Below are 18171 nucleotides of genomic sequence, written 5' to 3'. Positions count from 1 at the left end.
GAACCCAATGCATCTGGTTACACCTGCAACAAGTATGGCGCCGGGAGGCGTGCCGCGGTGGGGCGGGGAATCCGGGAAATGCACGTGGTGGCGAGGGACTGCGTCGCGGACCTCAAGCAGGCTCTTTATGTAACGGAATTCCCTCAAATGCGGGGTTTGGACTCCGCAAGGGATTGACCCCTGTTCGAACCCGGGACAGACCCGTAAGACGAAGGTCGCATTTGTTAACTATCGTAGCGGCCTGCAGTAATTACTTTGAGTGGGCCATAGACTCGCCCTTGATAACCAAGCAGTCTGGAGTTGGGAATGAGCGACGAATCTCGCATGTCGAACATTGAAATGGAAGCGCCCGCAAGCCCCTTGCAGGCGCTGCAGTCCATTGGTTCGGAGATGTCGTTTCTCCGCTCCGACTCCGTGGAGCTCGTTTCCCGCGACACCGAGTTCGGACGCATCGAGATCCGTGCCCTGATGGACGGCACCGGCCACGCCCTGCTGGAGCGCCGGTACGCGTCACGGGGTTACAGGCTGAGCCGCTCGGCGGACGTGACGCTGGGCGCCTATTTCGAGGGCCGTCTCGTGTCCACGCTGGGGTTGCGGCGTGACGGCGGCAACCTGGCCGCGGACCAGAGCTTCCCGGCTGAGATGGCCGGCATGCGCCGCCAAGGCTGGCAGCTGTGCGAATTCACCCGGCTGGCCGCCGATCCGGACGGCCCGTCCAAGCTGGTCCTGGCCAGCCTGTTCCATCTGGCCTACCTGCACGCGGCGCACCACTGGGGTGCCGAGTTCCTGGTGATCGAGGTCAACCCGCGTCACAAGGCCTTCTACCGCCGCATGCTGGACTTCCAGCCGCACGGCGAGGAACGGCTGCACCGCAGCGTCGGCGCCCCGGCGGTGCTGATGAGCCTGTCGCTGGCCTACGGCGCCACGCAGGTCAGGAAGTACGGCGGCTCGCTGAACGAGGACAACCGCTCGCGCACGCTGTTCCCCTACTTCTTCGCGACGAAGGACGAACCCGCGCTGCTGGAAAAGCTCGCGGACGTGTACGGCTACGACGCCTGATCGCGAACGGACAAGGACGCCATGCGGACCTGCATGACACATGCAGGGGGGGGCGTGATGTTGTCTGAGTCTTCCCGGGCCGTGAGGCTGTCGGTCTGAGGGCTCCCCTCCCGCCTGTCATCGGCTGACACTTTGTCGCATGACATCGCCGCCGGCGGTGCGTGCGGAGGTGTGTGGAGATGATCGGTCAGACGGGTGCTCTTTCCTCGCGCGGCGAATGCCGCGGCATGCTTCCCGAAGAACGGTTGGCGACACCGGCCGCTGGCGATGCGCTGGACGAAGGCAGGCGCGTGGATCTTGCGTGGGTCGCCGCGGGATTGCGGCAACTCGGCCCCTTCGTGCCCGAGGCGACCCGTGAAGCCGGCCTGGCCTGGCTGACCTCGCTGTCCAGGCGCCTGAACGCGCCGGCGGCGCCTCGATGGCGCGCGGCCCAGGGCGCTGAACTCCAGATGATGTGCGCGCACATCCAGCAAGGACGGGCGGCGGCCGGTCTGGTCGAGGCGGACCCGGACGCGCTGCGGACCGCACGCGAGCGGTTCGCCGAGGTCCTGATCGAGGCCGTGGGGCACGACGGGCCTCCGGCGGCGTCGTGGCCGCCCACGCTGGGCCGCTGGATGGCGGACGATCCACCCGCGCTGACGGCGGCGCTGAACGCGCTCGATGCGGCGCGGCATCTTCCGAGCAGGAGGCTCCGCGACAGCGCCTCCGTCGCCTGCGCGATGCTCGCGGATATCGCCATGGATGGCCAGCGGTCGACCCGGTGCGCGGACATGGCGGGCGACCTGCCGCGCACCGCGATGGATCTCCTCGTGCATCTGTCCGCGCTGATCGAGCGGGTGCGGCGCGTGCAGCTGGCCGATGTCCGGCTGGCGGCGCTCAGTCAGCGGGCGGCGCGCCTGTTCCTGAACCATCGGATGTCGATGGCGCGTGTGGCAGGGCTGCTTCGCGATGCCTTGCAAGGGATGGTGGCGATGCGACCGACCCTGCCCGCCGAGGAGCGAGCGCTGGCGGCGGCGATCACCGAAACCATGCGACTGCTGACGGACATGTCCGGCTGGCTGGGCGATGCGGGTGTCGAGCGCGGGCGGCTGCACGACAACCCTCACGGACGTGTCTTCGACAGCCTCGTGGCACTGGCGTTGATCCGCAAGCCGCCGGAGCCCGTGATGGCGGCGGTCGCGACGATGTGCGCCGGCTTCGGACGCGAGCTGATCGAGGATCCGCTCGCCGGCGAGGCCTGTCTGGAACTGTGCCGGGACTGGCGGCACGACCCTCGAGGCTGGATGCCTGCTGCCCCGGGATTGCCGTCGCTGCTCGGCGGCCAGGACGGCGCCCTTGCCGCGTTGCGCAGGGTGCTCGCCTACCTGGATCGTCCGATGGACCGGGGTGCGGACCGCGGCCTGGAGGTGGTCGCCCGGGTCTACCTGCTCGTGTACCTGTCGGTGGCGCGGGGGCGGGTGGCGACGCGGCTGAAACTTCCCGGAGCTCTACCGGCCTACCTGGGCGCCAGCGCCGACCGGATGGTCGACCTGATCCTTCCGCTGCGCACGCGCGAGCCCGACAGCGGCCCGCAGGGCAAGGGGCACGGCATCGGCATCACCTTGGCGCACCAGCCGCCTGCCGCGCAAGATCCCCGGTACCGGGCGGTCGAACGTGCCGCATGGACCTGTCGACCGGGCGAGCCTCAGGCCGACGGCGGGCGCAGGTTCTCGCCGGTGGTCGATGTCCAGCACCGGCACGGTCAGCCCTTCGCCAGCGGGTTGTCCGGATGCACGTCGGTGCTGCTGCACCTGTTCGCGCATCTGCGCGACGAAGGTCTGCTGGCGCGCGATGTCCATGCCGCCGATGTGCTCCTCGCCGCGGCGATGACCTTGATCCACGACGGCGGTCATTCGCTGTTCGAGGTGTTCTGGGTCGGCGATCGGCTCAGCGGGCGTCTCGCGCCGACGCTGGGCATCCCCCGGGTCGACCCGAGAGAGGACCGCAGTGTGGCCGTCGCGGATCTGAACCGGGTCGCGGGCCTGTTCCAACGGGAGACCGCAAGCGCCGTGCGGGGCGCGATGGCGACCGCCTGGCGGGGAACGCTCGATCACTTCGAGCGGCATCATCCCCGGGGCGAGGACGCTTCCCGCGAGCGGGCGTCAAGCCTCCAGCCAATGAAGGCTGAACCAGCGCTGTTCGTCCGTCCAGTGCGCTGAGGGCTTGAAGCCGGCCTCCCGCGCCAGCGCCTGGAAGCTTTCCACGCTGTACTTGTAGGAGTTCTCCGTGTGCAGGCTCTCGCCCGGCACCAGGGTGTAGCGGCGGCCCTGCAGCTGCAGGTGCTGCTCGCCGCGCGGCAGCAGGTGCATCTCGATGCGGTGCTTGCGCGGGTCGTAGAACGCGTAATGGTCGAAGCCGGTCGGGTCGCACTCCAGCTTCAGCTCGCGTTGCGCGTGGCGCAGCAGGTTGAGGTTGAAGCGCGCCGTCACGCCTTGCGCGTCGTTGTAGGCCGCGTGCAGCCGCGCCGGATCCTTGATGAGGTCCACGCCGATCAGCAACGCGCCGCCGTCCAGTTCCTCGCGCAGCAGGCGCAGGAACTCCAGCGCTTCGTCGGGGTTGAAATTGCCGATGCTGGAGCCCGGGAAGAAGCCCACGCGACGGCCGTCCGCCGGCGCGTCGGGCAACACATGCATGCGGGTGAAGTCCGCCACCACCGGCAGGATGCGCAGCGCGGGCTGTTCGCGCTGCAACGATTCGCAGGCGGCCAGCAGATGCGGGCCGGAGATGTCCACCGGCACGAAGCTGTGCAGCTGCTGCGCGCGTTCCAGCAGCAGGCGCACCTTCACCAGCGCGCCGGCGCCGTACTCGATCAGCTGCGCGCCCGGGCCCATGCGCGTCGCGAACTCGGCGGCGTGCCGTTTCAGCAGCGCGAGCTCGGTGCGGGTCGGGTAGTACTCGGGCAGTTCGCAGATCTGTTCGAAGAGCGTTGAGCCCTGGGCATCGTAGAAATACTTGGGCGAGATCTCGTGGTCGGGGCCGGCGAGCGCGGCGTGAAGGTCCTCGGCGAAACTGCTCATGCGTGGGTCTCCGCGCGCGGTCGCGCATCGCGGGCCAGTCGCAGCCCGGTGAACTGCCAGCGCGCGGCCGGCGGGAAGAAGTTGCGGTAGGTGCGGCGCGTGTGGCCGGGCGGCGTCGCCAGACTGCCGCCGCGCAGCACCAGCTGGCCGACCATGAACTTGCCGTTGTATTCGGAGGCCGCGCCTTCCATCGGACGGAAGCCCGGATACGGGTGGTAGGCCGAGCGGGTCCACTGCCAGGCCTGGTCGTCAAGTTGGGCGATGCCGGGCAACGCCGAGGCCGCTTCCCATTCGGGCTCGCTCGGCAGGCGCGCGCCGGCCCATTCGGCGTAGGCGGTCGCTTCGTAGAAGCTGAGCTGCATCACCGGCGCGGCGGGATCCATCGGACGCAGGCCATGCAGGCCGAACACCGACCAGCGGGAGCCGGCGCCGTCGCTGTCGTCGACGCCGTCCTCGACCCAGTACAGCGGTGCTTTCCAGCCCTGCTGCTGCACGGTGGCCCAGCCGTCCGACAGCCACCAGCGCGGCTCGCGATAACCGCCGTCGTCGATGAAGCGCTGGAAGTCGCCGCAGGTCACCAGGCGGCTGGCGATCTCGAAGGGCTCGAGCCAGACGCGATGCCGCGGGCCTTCGTTGTCGAAGGCGAAACCTGTCTCCGCCTCGTCCTGTCTGTCGACGTCCCGGCCGATCTCGACGAGACCGCCGTCATGGCGCAGCCATTCGCTCGTGCCGTGCGCGATCGGCGCAGGCGGCGCGTCGATCAGCGCCGGCCGCCACGGGTGGCAGGACAGCAGATGCAGTGCGTCGGTCAACAGCAGCTCCTGATGCTGCTGCTCGTGATGCAGGCCGAGCTCCAGCGTCGGGGCGATCTCTTCCCACGCCGTGTCGCTGCAGCGCGCGATCAGCTGCTGGATGTGCGTGTCGACATGGCGCCGGTAGGCGCGCACCTCGTCCAGCGACGGGCGCGTCAGCAGGCCGCGCTGGGGGCGCGGATGACGCGGCCCGAGGCCCTCGTAATACGAGTTGAAGAGGAAGTGGAAGGACTCGTCCAGGGGTTGGTATCCGGACAGATGCGGGCGCAGCAGCAGCGCCTCGAAGAACCAGCTGGTGTGGGCCTGGTGCCATTTGGCCGGACTGGCGTCCGGCATCGACTGCGCGGCCTGGTCCTCGGCGGACAGCGGCTCGGCCAGCGTCAGCGTGTGGCGCCGGACCGCTTCGAAACGGCGCGCGAGATCGCGCCGCGGCAGCGGCAGATCGTGATCCGACATGCAAGCAACTCCTGCGGCCCCGGGGGGAGGAAGGGCCGGACGACAACGGTAGCCGATTTGCCGTGTCCACGCCCGGCGCGGGCCGCCTGGCGGGCCCGGACGGGACGGCTCAACTGCCACCCGATGTCAGGTAGGGCAAGGCGGGTACCCGCGCCGTGTGCGACAGGCGCCGTCACGAGTGGCGAGAAGCGGCGAGGTGCCAGGGGGCGCGCCAGCTCGCCGCGGGAGCGATTCATCGCGGCGTCACGCCGCGCGGGCAGGCTCACGGCGACACGGCTCACAGCCCCCTCCCATGACCATGACGCCGCCCTCGATGTCTTCATCGCTGCCTCCCTTGCCGCATCCGGCCTCCGCATCTCCGGTGTCGCCGGCCGTGCTGCCTGCTGCCGGCCTTCCGCTGCACGCAGGACTGGGCGACGTCGACGGTCTGCCGTTGTCCTGGCTGCAGGACCGCGTGCTCGCCGAGCGGCTGCTGGAAGCGCTCTGGAGCGCCCGGCAGCCCGCCACCCCGGCGCAGTTCTTCGTCTGGAGCCAGAGCCGCCTGCAGCCGCTGCTGCCGCATCGCCTGATGGTCTGCGTCGGCGATCAGCCACCGTCGCCGCGGCTGGCGGCGCAACTCTTCCACCTGAAGCCGATCGGCGAGGTGCTGCAGACGCAGCTCGAATCGGCGGACCACGGCCTGTGGCTGCACCTGATCCGCCGCTGGGGCGACGGACGGCGGCCGCTGCACGTCGACCTGGCGCGGGAATCGGAAACGGCGCTGTTCCAGCCGCTGCTGGAGGCGGGCCTGCGGGAACTGGCGTTGCACGGCGTCGCCGCCGACGGCGAGCGGCCGCAGAGCCTGTTCCTGTTCGCGGTGGAGGGATGGAGCGACGACCACCTGCGTCGCCTGGAGCTGCTGACGCCGGCGCTGCATGCGGCGTGGCGGCGGGCGCGGCTGCAGCCGCGGGGGCAGGCCTTGCCGCGTCGCGCGGGTTCGCTGGTGACGCCGCGCGAGCAGCAGATCGTGGAGGGCCTGCGCGCCGGCCTGAGCAACGAGGGGATCGCGATCCAGCTGGGCATCAGCATGTTCACGGTCAAGAACCACGTGCGCAAGATCCTGCGCAAGCTGGGCGCGAACAACCGCGCCCAGGCGGTCGCGATCGCGATGTCGCGCCGCGAGCTCAGCGAGCCGGAGTCGCCCGCGGCGTGAACAGCCGCAGCACCAGCGCGTGCGCCGCGACGCCGATGACGGCGCCGATCATGTCGGCGAGCACGTCCTGCGCGTCGGCATCGCGGCCGGGGATCTGCGACTGGACCAGTTCGATGCCCACGCCGTAGGCCAGCAGCATCGCCAGCACGATCCAGCGGCGGCGCGGGCCGGCGGCCAGGCACTGCATGCCGATGAAGGCCAGCGTGCCGAAGGCGGTGAAGTGGTTCGCCTTGTCCCAGCCGAGGTCGGCCGCGGGCGGCGGGTGGGGCGAGAACGCCAGCCAGCTGGCGCCGACGACCACCGCGACGAAGAGCAGGCGCCAGGCGTTGCGCCAGCGCGGGTCATGCAGGACTTCAGACATGCGGGGCAGTGTGCCACGCACGTGTGAAGCGAAAGTGAGGCGACGGCCGCCTCACGGGCCGCCTCACTCCAGATGCTCGTGATGGTGGCTCGCGCCGCGCTTCCAGTAGGCCGACGCGCGGATCGCGTGGCGGTCGTGGCCCTTCTCCTCGACGAGGATGCGCCGCACCGCGGCCATCGCCGCGGCCTCGCCGGCGCACCAGGCGTAGCCCTCGCCGGACGGCAGGCTCAGCGCACGGGCGGCGGCCAGCAGCGCGTCGTCGCCGTCGACCCAGCGCAGGTCGAGCGCGGCGGGCGTGCTGAACGCGCGGCGGTCGCTCTCCGGCACGTTCAGCAGCGCGATGACGCGTGTGCCGGCGGGCAGTTCCTCCAGGCGGCGCGCGACGGCGGGCAGGGCGGTCTCGTCGCCGACCAGCAGGTGCCAGGCGAAGTCGGTCGGGATGATGAAGGACCCGCGCGGCCCGCCGACGGTCAGCGTGTGGCCCGGCTGCGCCTGCGCGGCCCAGGCGGCGGCGGGGCCGTCGCCGTGCTGGGCGAACTCGATCACCAGCTCGCGCGCGGCGTTGTCGAAGCGGCGCGGCGTGTAGTCGCGCATCACCGGCGCGCCGTCGGCGTCGGGCGCGAAGATCAGCTTCACGTGGTCGTCGAAGGAGGCGCTGACGAAGTCGACCAGCGATTCGCCGGTCAGCGTGACGCGGCGGAAGTTGGGCGTCACGTCGTCGACGCCGGTCACCGTCAGCTCGCGGCGCTTGAGTTCGTGGCGCACGCGCTGGACGCGACTCGCGGCGGGCTCGGCGGCCGGAGTGTTCGTGGCGATCGTGGCGGGGGTGTTCAGGGGATCGGGCTTCATTGCGGTGAGGTTTGATATCGTTGACAATGTCATCCATCTTGCGACGGAACGATTGACAATGTCAACCAACACCACTGGCCGAAGGGGCAAGGACGAGGACGTGCTGGAGCTGGTGCATTCGGTGATGCACCGCTACCGCTCGCTGCAGTACCGCTTCCTGCGCGACGGTCCGCAGGACATCACGCACATGGAAGGCAAGGTGCTGTTCTTCTTCGACCGGCACCCGGACGCCACGCAGAGCGACCTGGCCCAGCACAGCGGTCGGGACAAGGCGCAGCTGGCGCGGCTGATCAAGACGCTGCGGGACAAGGGACTGCTGGACGCGAAGACCGACGAGGCGGATCGCCGGCAGGTGCGGCTGAGCGTCAGCGAAGCGGGCATGACGGTGCAGCGCGAACTCAAGCGCCAGGCGAAGCAGGTGTCGGTGCAGGCGCTGGCCGGACTGAGCGCCGAGGAACAGGCGCAGCTCGCCGCGCTGCTCAAGCGCGTGCAGGCGAATCTGGGCGAGGAGTGAATCGACGGCGGCGTTGTCTGCGTGCGACGTCGGCGCGGAAATTGTCGACGTCGAAAATCTGCGCTATAGTCGCAGACTCTGTTGTTCGCGACAGCGCCGATGTAGCTCAGTTGGTAGAGCAGCGCATTCGTAATGCGAAGGTCGGGAGTTCGACTCTCTTCATCGGCACCAATCTGAAAAGCCGCTTGGGATTTCCCAAGCGGCTTTTTCTTTGGCCTTCCCATTTTTGGCCTTCTCTCTGGCCTCTTCCTTTGCGTTCTCATTTCCGGGGACAGGTCTCATCACTTTTGTGGATGCCTGGCCGCCGGCCCGCTTCCTAGCATCCGCCGTCGCGCATGTCGCGCGTTGCGATCAAGGGGGAGTGGCATGAAACGAGCATTGGGCGTCGCGCTGGTGAGCGCGGCCGCGGCCCTGTCGGCACACGGCGCCGCCGTGGTGAACGGCAACTTCGAAGGCGGCACGCTGAACGGGTGGTACGCCACCGGGGCCAACGTCAACGGGTCCTCGACCGCCATCGTCAACGCCGGCAACGGCTATCCGGCGCTGGCCGGCAGCAACTCGGCGCTGATCGTCGCGATGTCGACCTGGCCCCTGAGCCAGAACGTGACCTGCGCGTCCGACATCTGGAACGTCGCCTGTCCGCTGCCAGTGCCGTTCAGCCCGTCGGGCGCGGGCGCGCCGACCTTCTTCTCGCAGAACGTCGCCGGACGTTTCCTGCGCGGCGGCTTCATCGCGCAGGACGTCAACGTCGCCGCGGGCGACACGCTGGACTGGCTGTCGCAGCGGCTCGGCGAAGTGGCCTCGGGCACGGTGGGCAATCCCGGCAACGTCGACAACGCCTTCTTCGTGGCCTACAACGGCAGCACCGAGGCCGTGGTCGACCTGCGCGGCAACGTCTCGTCCTACACCTTCGCGCAGGGCGGGCTGTGGTCGATCTTCTTCGGCGTGCAGCAGACGGAGGACCCGTATGTCTGGAGCGCGCTGAAGGTCGATTCGATCGCGTTCCGCGCGGCCGAGGTGCCGGAGCCCGGCTCGCTCGCACTGGCTTTTGCCGCGGGCGGGGCGCTGTTCTGGCAGCGACGCCGGCAGCGTTCGGCGCGCTGAGCTGCGATCGGCGGGCGCGTCGCGCCACCGTGGCGCGCCGACGGTGGCAACATGGCGCGCCATGAGCCCACACGACCACGACCCTGACGATAGTCCCGGCGCCGCGCCGGTGATGCTTGCGCTCGCCGCCCTGGAGGCTGAGCCGCTGCCGGGCACGCTCAAGGGCCTGCCCGCGATCGCCGAGGGCATGCCGCTGGGCGGCCTGGGCGCGCTGGGGCTCTCGCTGCTGGCCGGCGACCTGCCGCTGCCGGCGGCGATCCTGAAGGACTCGGCGCTGACCCACAACGCGCGCTGGATGCGCGAGTTCACCGCGCGCGCCGGCGTCAGCCTGGCGCCGCACGGCAAGACGACGATGGCACCGCAGTTGTTCCAGCGCCAGTTCGACGAAGGCGCCTGGGGCATGACGGCGGCGACCGCGGCGCATGTGCGCACCTACCGGCGCTTCGGCGTGCCGCGCGTGCTGCTCGCGAATCAGCTCATCGGCAAGGCGGACCTGGAGCTGGTCTTCCGCGAGCTGGAGGCGTCGCCCGAATTCGATTTCTACCTGCTGGTCGACTCCGCCGCGGGGCTGGACGTGCTCCGCCGCGCCGCCGCCGAACGCGGGTTGGCGCGGCCGCTCCAGGTGCTGCTGGAAGTCGGCACGCCCGGCGGGCGCACCGGCGTGCGCACGCTGGAGGACGGGGTCGCGCTGGGGCGCCTCATCCGCGACGCCGCGCCGGCGATCGTGCTGCGCGGCGTGGAGGCCTTCGAAGGCGTCTACAGCGGGGACGACACGGCGCGCGTGGAACTGGGCGCGCTGACGATGATCGAGACGGTGGCGGAGCTGACGCGCCTGGGCTGCGCCGAGGGCTGGTTCGCCGCGGGCGAGGTGCTGCTGACGGCGGGCGGCTCGGCGTTCTTCGACATGGCGGCGAAGACGCTGGCGTCGGTCGAGGCCGCCGGCACCGGCCACGCGCTGCGCGTGGTGCTGCGCAGCGGCTGCTACCTCAGCCACGACAGCCTGCAGTACGAGCGCATGCAGGGCCGCATGCGCCAACGTGCCGGCGCGCTGTGGGGCGAGGGCTCCGGCCTGCGCAACGCCATCGAGGTCTGGGCGTACGTGCAGTCGGTGCCCGAGCCCGGCCGCGCGATCTGCACGGCGGGGCGCCGCGACCTCAGCTACGACGCCTGCCTGCCGCAGCCGCTGTGGTGGTACCGGCCGAGCCTGCATGATGCACCGCGGGCGACGCCGGCTCATTGGGCGGTCACGAAGCTCAACGACCAGCATGCCTATGTCGATGCGAAGGTCGACGGCGCGAATGGCGCGAATGGCGCGAATGGTGGGGACGGCGCTGACAGCGGGGCGCTGCTGTTGCAGGTCGGCGACCTGATCGCCTTCGGTGTCGGCCACCCGTGCACGACCTTCGACAAGTGGCCGCTGCTCTACACGGTCGACGACAGCTACCGCGTCATCGGCGGCGTGCGGACGTTCTTCTGAAGTCGTCCTGGCGTGCGCCTGAAGTGGTCCTGAATCGATGACCGCGCTCGTGATGCTGCCCGGCATGGACGGGACCGGGGAATTGTTCGAGCCGTTCCTGCATGCGCTGCCGTCGACCTTGCGACCGGTGGTCGTGCGCTATCCCGCGGACCGCTGGCTCGATGACGACGCGCTTCTGGCGCACGTGCGCAACGCGCTGCCTGACGACGAACCGTTCATCCTGCTCGGAGAATCGTTCTCCGGACCGGTCGCGCTGAAGCTGGCGGCCGAGCACCCGCCCGGCCTTCGCGGCGTCGTGTTGGCCGCGTCGTTCGCGCGATATCCGAATCGAGCGCTGGCGCTGTTCAGGCCGATGACAAGCTGGATGCCGATGCACCTGCTCCCGAGAGGCGCGATGAGCGTGCCGCTGCTGGGCGGCTTCGCGACCGCCGCGCGGCAGGAGGCGCTGCATCGTGCGGTGAGCCGCGTGGCGCCCGCCGTGATGGCGCGTCGAGCGCGGCAGGTGCTGTCCTTCGACGCGACGGCGGCGGTCGAACAGATCGACGTGCCAATCCTCTGCCTGCGGGCATCGCGCGATCGCGTCGTCGCCGCCAGCGCGGCCACTGAAGTCGCCCGCCGCAACCGCCGTTGCGCCGTCGTCGATATCGAAGCGCCGCATATGCTGTTGCAATGCGCGCCTGCCGCTGCGGCGCAAGCCATTGGCGACGTCTTTGAAGAACAAGAGAAGGGGAGTCCCCATGCATGACATCATCTGCCCGCACTGCCACAAGGCCTTCAAGATCGACGAGGCGGGTTACGCCGACATCCTCAAGCAGGTGCGCGACACCGACTTCGAGAAGCAGCTGCGCGAGCGCCTCGCGCTGGCCGAGCAGGACAAGCGCAACGCCGTGGAACTCGCGCAGGCGAAGACCGCCGGCGAGCTGCAGAAGGCCACAGCGCTCAAGGACGGCGAGATCCAGGAACTGAAGGCCAGACTCGACGCCGGCGAGGTGCAGCGCAAGCTGGCGGTGAGCGAGGCGCTCGCGGCACTGGAGAAGCAGGCGCAGCAGTCCGCCGCGGCCAAGGACGCCGAGATCCAGAGCCTGAAGGCCAGGCTCGACGCGGCCGGCGTGACGCAGCAGCTGGCGATGTCGCAGGCGGTCGGCGCGGTGGAGAAGGAACGCGATCAGTTGCGCAGCGGTCTCGAACGCGCGGCGTTGGAGAAGCAGCTCGCCGAGAAGTCGCTCAAGGACAAGTACGAGACGCAGATCAAGGACCGCGACGACGCCATCGAGCGCCTGCGCGACATGAAGGCGCGGCTGTCGACCAAGATGGTCGGCGAGACGCTCGAGCAGCATTGCGAGACCGAGTTCAACCGCATCCGCGCCACCGCATTCCCGCGCGCCTACTTCGAGAAGGACAACGACGCGCGCTCGGGCAGCAAGGGCGACTACATCTTCCGCGACACCGACGAGGCGGGCACCGAGATCGTCTCGATCATGTTCGAGATGAAGAACGAGAACGACCGCACCGCCACGAAGAACCGCAACGAGGATTTCCTCAAGGAGCTCGACAAGGACCGCGTCGAGAAGGGCTGCGAGTACGCGGTGCTGATCTCGCTGCTGGAGCCCGAGAGCGAGCTCTACAACACCGGCATCGTCGACGTGTTCCACCGTTATCCGAAGATGTATGTCGTGCGGCCGCAGTTCTTCCTGCCGATGATCACGCTGCTGCGCAACGCGGCGATGAACTCGCTGAAGTACAAGACCGAGCTGGCGCTGGTGAAGGCGCAGAACATCGACATCACCAATTTCGAGACCCAGCTCGAAACCTTCAAGTCGGCGTTCGGGAAGAACTACGAGCTGGCCTCGCGGCGCTTCCAGACCGCGATCGACGAGATCGACAAGTCCATCGACCACCTGCAGAAGACCAAGGAAGCGCTGCTCGGCACCGATCGCAACCTGCGCCTGGCCAACGACAAGGCGCAGGACGTCACGATCAAGAAGCTGACCAAGGGCAATCCGACGATGGCCGGGAAGTTTGCCGAACTCAGGAATGACGACAGGCCCGCGGCCGCCGAGCGCGGCAACGACAGCAGCGACGACAAACGCGGCGACGGCAGTCTGTTCTGAGGGCTGAGCGCCGACGGCGACCAGAAACACGAAGGCCGCTCATCGAGCGGCCTTCTGCAGGGTGGACATGAGGGACCCGGCCCAGGCCGGATCACCGCGTCACATCACTTGGCTTTGTCGGCCTCCAGGTGGTACTGCGTCACCCGCTCGACCTCGTTCTTCGAGCCCAGCACGACCGAGACGCGCTCGTGCAGCTTGCCCGGCTGCAGGTCCATGATGCGCTGGCGGCCGTTGGTCGCCGCGCCGCCGGCCTGCTCGACCAGGAAGGCCATCGGGTTGGCCTCGTACATCAGGCGCAGCTTGCCGGCCTTGTTCGGCTCGCGCTTGTCCCACGGATACAGGAACACGCCGCCGCGCGTCAGGATGCGATGCACGTCCGCCACCATCGACGCGATCCAGCGCATGTTGAAGTCCTTGCCGCGCGGACCCGTCGTGCCGGCCAGGCACTCGTCGATGTAGCGCTTCACCGGCTCGTCCCAGTGACGCATGTTGGACATGTTGATCGCGAACTCCTTGGTGTCCGCGGGGATCTTCACGTCGTCGGCGGTCAGCACCCACGAGCCCTGCTCGCGGTCCAGCGTGAACATGGCCACGCCGTCGCCCACCGTCAGCACCAGCGTCGTCTGCGGTCCGTAGACGCAGTAGCCGGCCGCCGCCTGCGCGGTGCCGGGCTGGTGGAAGTCCTCTTCGCTGATGCCCTTGGCGCCCTCGGGCTTCTTCAGCACCGAGAAGATGGTGCCGATCGACACGTTCACGTCGATGTTGCTCGATCCGTCCAGCGGATCGAACATCAGCAGGTACTCGCCCTGCGGGAAACGGTTGGGCACCAGGTGGATGCTCTCCATCTCCTCCGAGGCCATCGCGGCGAGGTGGCCGCCCCACTCGTTGGCTTCGATCAGCACCTCGTTGGCGATGATGTCCAGCTTCTTCTGGACCTCGCCCTGCACGTTCTCGGACCCGGCCGTGCCCAGCACGTCGCCCAGCGCGCCCTTGTTGACGCTGATGGCGATGCGCTTGCAGGCCCGCGCGACCACCTCGATCAGCAGCCGCAGCTGCTGGGGGATGTGGCCGTGCAGACGCTGCTGCTCGACGAGGTATTGGGTCAGGCTGACGCGTTGACTCATGAAACGACTCCGATGGTTGCAAATCTCGTGCGCCGCGGAACGGCCCGGCGCGCGGACCGCTCCGGGCGCGGAATCAGGGCTGCGCCGCCGGCTCGCCGGTCGCCGCTTCGGACGCTGGCGCCGGAGCGGCCGCCTGCGTGTCCGACGCCAACGCGCGCTGGATGATCTCGCGCACGTCGTTGGACAGGTCCGGCTTGGCGGCGACGCGGGCGATGGCTTCGCGGGCGGCGCTGCGGTACGGCTGGGCCAGCGCGGTCCAGCGGTCCATCACGCGTGCCAGTCGGCCGGCGACCTGCGGATTGATCGCGTCCAGCGCCAGCACCTGCTCCGCCCAGAAGACGTAGCCCGCCGCGTCGGCGCGGTGGAAGGCGGCCGGGTTGAACATCGCCAGCGAGAAGATCAGGCTGCGCGCGCGGTTCGGATTCTTCAGCGTGAAGTCGGCGTGCTTCATCAGCTGCTTGACCTTGGCGAAGGTCTTGCCGTCGCGCTCGGCCGCGCGGCCTTGCAGCGCGAACCACTTGTCGATGACCAGCGCCTCGCCCTTGAACTGGGCGTGGAAGCGCGCGAGCGCGCTGTCGGCCAGTTCCGCATGCGCGTTCACGAGCGCGGACAGCGCGCCCATGCGGTCCGTCATGTTGGTCGCGTCCTTGAAGCGCTGGTACGCACGCCCCGGCCACACGCCGTCGCCGCCGCGGGTGGCATTCAGGACCAGCATCGCCAGCGACAGGTTCACCAGCGCGCGCTTGCCGCTCTGCACCGGATCCGGGTTGTAGCCCGTGGTCACCTGATGCGCGTCGAAGGCCCAGGCCCAGTCGGCCTGCAGCGCCGAGGCCAGCTGCGTCTGCGCCGCCTCGACCGCGGCGTGGACGGCCTGCGGATCGACGACGTCGAGCTGCTCGGCGATGTAGGCCTCGTCGGGCAGCTGCAGCGCCAGCGTCTTGAAGGCGGGATCCAGTTCCGGATGACGCAGCACGGCGCGCATCGCGTCGATGTAGGCGGCGTCCAGCACCAGCGGCTGGCCCGAGCGCACGGCGCCCAGGATGCGGTTCAGCGCCAGGCGCTGGCTGGCTTCCCAGCGGTTGAAGGCGTCGCTGTCGTGCTTGAGCAGGACCAGCAGCTCGGCGTCGCCGAGGCCGTCGTCCAGCACCACCGGGGCGGAGAAGCCGCGCAGCAGCGACGGCACCGGCTCGGACGGAACGTTGACGAAGACGAAGGACTGCTCAGCCTGGTCCAGCACCAGCACGCGCTCGGTGTCGGTGGCGCCGGCGGCGCCGTCTTCACCTTGCTGCATCAGCGGCAGCGCCTGGCCGTCGCGCGACAGCAGGCCCAGCGAGACCGGGATCACCTGCGGCAGCTTGGCGGCCTGACCGGCAGCCGCAGCGCTCGATTGCGTCAGCGTCAGCGTCCAGGTCTGGGCGGCGGCGTCGTACACGCCGCGGGCCTGCAGGCGCGGCGTGCCGGCCTGCGCGTACCAGCGCTTGAACGCGTCCAGGCGCGTCGTCAGCGGCGAGCCCGGGTTCGCGTCCGCGATCGCCTGCGCGAAGTCGTCGCAGGTCACGGCCTGGCCGTCATGGCGCTCGAAGTACAGCGCCATGCCCTTGGCGAAGCCGTCGCGGCCGACCAGCGTCTGGTACATCCGGACGACTTCCGCGCCCTTCTCGTAGACGGTGGCGGTGTAGAAGTTGTTGATCTCGACGTACTCGTCGGGACGGACCGAGTGGGCCATCGCGCCGGCGTCCTCGGGGAACTGGCGGGCGCGCAGCGCGCGCACGTCCTCGATGCGGCAGACCGCGCGCGCGCTGGGCGTGGCGGCCATGTCCTGGCTGAACTCCTGGTCGCGGAAGACGGTCAGGCCCTCCTTGAGCGAGAGCTGGAACCAGTCGCGGCAGGTGACGCGGTTGCCGGTCCAGTTGTGGAAATACTCGTGCGCGACGATGGACTCGATGCGGGCGAAGTCCGCGTCGGTCGCGGTGGCGGGGGAGGCCAGCAGCGCGGAGGTGTTGAAGATGTTCAACCCCTTGTTCTCCATCGCGCCCATGTTGAAATCGGACACGCCGACGACCATGAAGCGCTCCAGATCCAGCGGCAGGTTGAAGCGCGCCTCGTCCCACACGACGGAGGCGATCAGCGAGTTCATCGCGTGTTCCGTCTTCTCCAGATCGCCCTGGCGGACGTACACCTGCAGCAGATGGTCCTTGCCGCCGCGGGTGCGGATGCGCTGCTCGCGCGCGACCAGGTCGCCGGCCACCATCGCGAAGAGGTAGCTGGGCTTGGGGAAGGGGTCGTGCCACTTCGCCAGGTGACGGCCGTTGTCGAGTTCGGCCGACTCGACCAGGTTGCCGTTGGACAGCAGCACCGGGAATCTGGCCTTGTCGGCGCGCATCGTCACCGTGTAGACCGCCATCACGTCGGGGCGGTCCAGGAAGTAGGTGATGCGGCGGAAGCCTTCGGCCTCGCACTGCGTGAAGAAGCTGCCGCCGGAGGTGTAGAGGCCCGACAGCGTCGTGTTCTTCTCGGGGCAGCAGGTGTTGCGGATCTCGAGCGTGAAGTCCGCGTCGGGCACGTTGTCGATGATCAGCTCATGGCCTTCCTGGCGGAAGGACACGCTCTCGCCGTCGATCAGGACGCGCAGCAGGTTGAGCTCTTCGCCATGCAGGCGCAGAGGGCCGTGAGGCACCGCGGCGTTGCGTTCCAGGCGCATCTTGCTGGCGACCAGCGTCTTGACCGGATCGAGGTCGAAGCACAGGTCGACGGTGCGGATCCAGAAGATCGGCGCGACGTAGTCGGCGCGGCGGATCAGGGTGGCAGTGCCTTCACGCATGGCGGGCTTCCTTGTAGGAATGAAGAAGCCCCGGGCCGGGGATGGCGCGCCGGGGCGTTTGTCTCAATGTTTTTCTCAGACGCCTTGCTTCAAGGACGCCGTGATGAATGCGTCGAGGTCGCCGTCCAGCACCTTCTGGGTGTTGGAGATCTCGACGTTGGTGCGCAGGTCCTTGATGCGGCTCTGGTCCAGCACATACGAGCGGATCTGGTGGCCCCAGCCCACGTCGGTCTTGCTGTCCTCGAGCTTCTGCTGTTCGGCCATGCGCTTCTTCATCTCATGGTCGTACAGGCGCGAGCGCAGGCGCTTCCAGGCGACGTCGCGGTTGCTGTGCTGGCTGCGGCCGTCCTGGCACTGGACGACGATGCCGGTCGGGATGTGGGTCAGGCGCACCGCCGAGTCGGTCTTGTTGATGTGCTGACCGCCCGCGCCTGACGCGCGGTAGGTGTCGGTGCGCACGTCCGACGGGTTGATGTCGATCTCGATCGAATCGTCCACTTCGGGATACACGAACAGCGAGGCGAAGCTGGTGTGGCGGCCGCCCGAGGAGTCGAACGGGCTCTTGCGCACCAGGCGGTGCACGCCGGACTCGGAACGCAGCAGGCCGAAGGCGTACTCGCCTTCCACCTTGATGGTGGCGCTCTTGATGCCGGCGATCTCGTCGTCGGTCTGCTCTTCGACGTCGGCCTTGAAGCCCTTGCGCTCGCAGTACTTCAGATACTGGCGCAGCAGCATGCCGGCCCAGTCGCAGGCTTCGGTGCCGCCGGCGCCGGCCTGGATGTCGATGAAGCAGTTGAGCGGGTCGGCCGGGTTGCTGAACATCCGGCGGAACTCGAGTTCCTCGACCTTCTCGGCCAGCTTGACGGACTCGGCCTCGATGGTCTGGATGCCGGCGACGTCGTTGTCGTCCTTGGACATCTCGAACAGTTCGAGGTTGTCGGTGATGTTGGACGTCAGGTGGTTGATCGTCTCGACGACCTGTTCCAGCGTGCGCTTTTCCTTGCCGAGCTCCTGGGCCCGCTTGGGGTCGTTCCAGACGTTGGGGTTCTCCAGGGCGGCGTTGACTTCATTCAACCGCAGCGCTTTGCGGTCGTAGTCAAAGGTACCCCCTTAGCGCGTCGGTACGCGCTTGCAGATCGGTCAGCGTGTTGCCGATCGCATTGATGTGTTCGATTTCCATGATTCGCTCGAAGCGTTCGAAGGTGGAGCCCCCGGCAGGGGGCCCGAAGCCGGGT

The 18171-nt window shown here is 68.8% G+C and carries 15 protein-coding genes and 1 tRNA gene; 9 read left to right on the top strand and 7 right to left on the bottom strand.

Features of this window, described 5'->3' with window-relative positions; genetic code table 11:
* The first annotated feature begins 324 nt into the window (after nt 1-324).
* Both ACQZ13_RS23275 and ACQZ13_RS23270 read left to right on the top strand, forming a co-directional pair.
* Nucleotides 325-1059: an N-acyl amino acid synthase FeeM domain-containing protein gene (locus tag ACQZ13_RS23275; RefSeq protein WP_431048274.1), complete on the top strand. Its 735-nt coding sequence runs from the start codon at nt 325-327 to the stop codon at nt 1057-1059.
* A gap of 179 nt (nt 1060-1238) precedes the next feature.
* Entirely contained in the window at nt 1239-3257 is a 2019-nt protein-coding gene (locus ACQZ13_RS23270) for a hypothetical protein (RefSeq protein WP_431048273.1), read from the top strand.
* Here ACQZ13_RS23270 and egtD read toward each other — a convergent pair.
* Together egtD and egtB are read right to left on the bottom strand one after the other, a co-directional pair.
* Entirely contained in the window at nt 3201-4115 is a 915-nt protein-coding gene (gene egtD, locus ACQZ13_RS23265; protein ID WP_431048272.1) for an L-histidine N(alpha)-methyltransferase, read from the bottom strand. The two genes, ACQZ13_RS23270 and egtD, sit on opposite strands and share 57 nt — an antisense overlap.
* Entirely contained in the window at nt 4112-5383 is a 1272-nt protein-coding gene (gene egtB, locus ACQZ13_RS23260) for an ergothioneine biosynthesis protein EgtB (RefSeq protein ID WP_431048271.1), read from the bottom strand. The genes egtD and egtB overlap by 4 nt, the downstream gene beginning before the upstream one ends.
* Nucleotides 5384-5675: 292 nt before the next feature.
* Here egtB and ACQZ13_RS23255 point away from each other — a divergent pair, with 292 nt between their 5' ends.
* Nucleotides 5676-6575 (top strand): helix-turn-helix domain-containing protein, encoded by a 900-nt coding sequence (locus tag ACQZ13_RS23255; protein ID WP_431048270.1) that lies wholly within the window; start codon nt 5676-5678, stop codon nt 6573-6575.
* Here the strand turns inward: ACQZ13_RS23255 and ACQZ13_RS23250 are convergent.
* Complete coding sequence (locus tag ACQZ13_RS23250; RefSeq protein ID WP_088408775.1) at nt 6547-6936, bottom strand: VanZ family protein; 390 nt, start codon at nt 6934-6936, stop codon at nt 6547-6549. The genes ACQZ13_RS23255 and ACQZ13_RS23250 overlap by 29 nt on opposite strands.
* A gap of 63 nt (nt 6937-6999) precedes the next feature.
* Nucleotides 7000-7785: a siderophore-interacting protein gene (locus tag ACQZ13_RS23245; protein WP_431048269.1), complete on the bottom strand. Its 786-nt coding sequence runs from the start codon at nt 7783-7785 to the stop codon at nt 7000-7002.
* 58 nt (nt 7786-7843) lie between these two features.
* On the opposite strand from ACQZ13_RS23245, the gene ACQZ13_RS23240 reads away from it, so the two are divergent.
* The 6 genes from ACQZ13_RS23240 to ACQZ13_RS23215 all read left to right on the top strand — a co-directional run bounded on the left by ACQZ13_RS23240 (nt 7844) and on the right by ACQZ13_RS23215 (nt 12991).
* Entirely contained in the window at nt 7844-8299 is a 456-nt protein-coding gene (locus ACQZ13_RS23240; RefSeq protein ID WP_431048268.1) for a MarR family winged helix-turn-helix transcriptional regulator, read from the top strand.
* Nucleotides 8300-8394: 95 nt separating this feature from the next.
* Nucleotides 8395-8470 (top strand) — tRNA-Thr (locus ACQZ13_RS23235).
* A 195-nt stretch (nt 8471-8665) separates the two neighbouring features.
* Nucleotides 8666-9403 carry a PEP-CTERM sorting domain-containing protein gene (locus ACQZ13_RS23230; protein ID WP_431048267.1) on the top strand — a complete coding sequence of 246 codons (738 nt, stop codon included), beginning with the start codon at nt 8666-8668 and terminating at the stop codon, nt 9401-9403.
* Between the two features lie 61 nt (nt 9404-9464).
* Nucleotides 9465-10880, top strand: a complete 1416-nt coding sequence (locus ACQZ13_RS23225; protein WP_431048266.1) for an alanine racemase — start codon at nt 9465-9467, stop codon at nt 10878-10880.
* Between the two features lie 37 nt (nt 10881-10917).
* Entirely contained in the window at nt 10918-11625 is a 708-nt protein-coding gene (locus ACQZ13_RS23220; protein ID WP_431048265.1) for an alpha/beta fold hydrolase, read from the top strand.
* Entirely contained in the window at nt 11618-12991 is a 1374-nt protein-coding gene (locus ACQZ13_RS23215) for a DUF2130 domain-containing protein (RefSeq protein WP_431048264.1), read from the top strand. Before ACQZ13_RS23220 ends, ACQZ13_RS23215 begins: the two co-directional genes overlap by 8 nt.
* Nucleotides 12992-13095: 104 nt before the next feature.
* On the opposite strand, the gene ACQZ13_RS23210 is transcribed toward ACQZ13_RS23215, so the two are convergent.
* From ACQZ13_RS23210 to prfB, 3 genes are all read right to left on the bottom strand, one after another.
* Complete coding sequence (locus tag ACQZ13_RS23210) at nt 13096-14115, bottom strand: class 1 fructose-bisphosphatase (RefSeq protein WP_088408768.1); 1020 nt, start codon at nt 14113-14115, stop codon at nt 13096-13098.
* A 73-nt stretch (nt 14116-14188) separates the two neighbouring features.
* On the bottom strand, nt 14189-16936 hold the full coding sequence (gene pepN / locus ACQZ13_RS23205; RefSeq protein ID WP_431048263.1) for an aminopeptidase N: 2748 nt from the start codon (nt 16934-16936) through the stop codon (nt 14189-14191).
* A 75-nt stretch (nt 16937-17011) separates the two neighbouring features.
* Nucleotides 17012-18116, bottom strand: a protein-coding gene (gene prfB, locus ACQZ13_RS23200) for a peptide chain release factor 2 (RefSeq protein ID WP_431048262.1) whose coding sequence is annotated in 2 segments (ribosomal slippage) — nt 17012-18034 and nt 18036-18116 — 1104 coding nt in all. Because the reading frame shifts where the segments join, the coding sequence is not laid out codon by codon here.
* Nucleotides 18117-18171 lie beyond the last annotated feature (55 nt).

It is taken from the genome of Roseateles sp. L2-2, from assembly GCF_050613215.1.
Lineage (GTDB): Bacteria > Pseudomonadota > Gammaproteobacteria > Burkholderiales > Burkholderiaceae_C > Roseateles > Roseateles noduli.
Note: the sequence above shows the minus strand (reverse complement) of the source record. Positions and strands in the feature narration are given on the sequence as shown.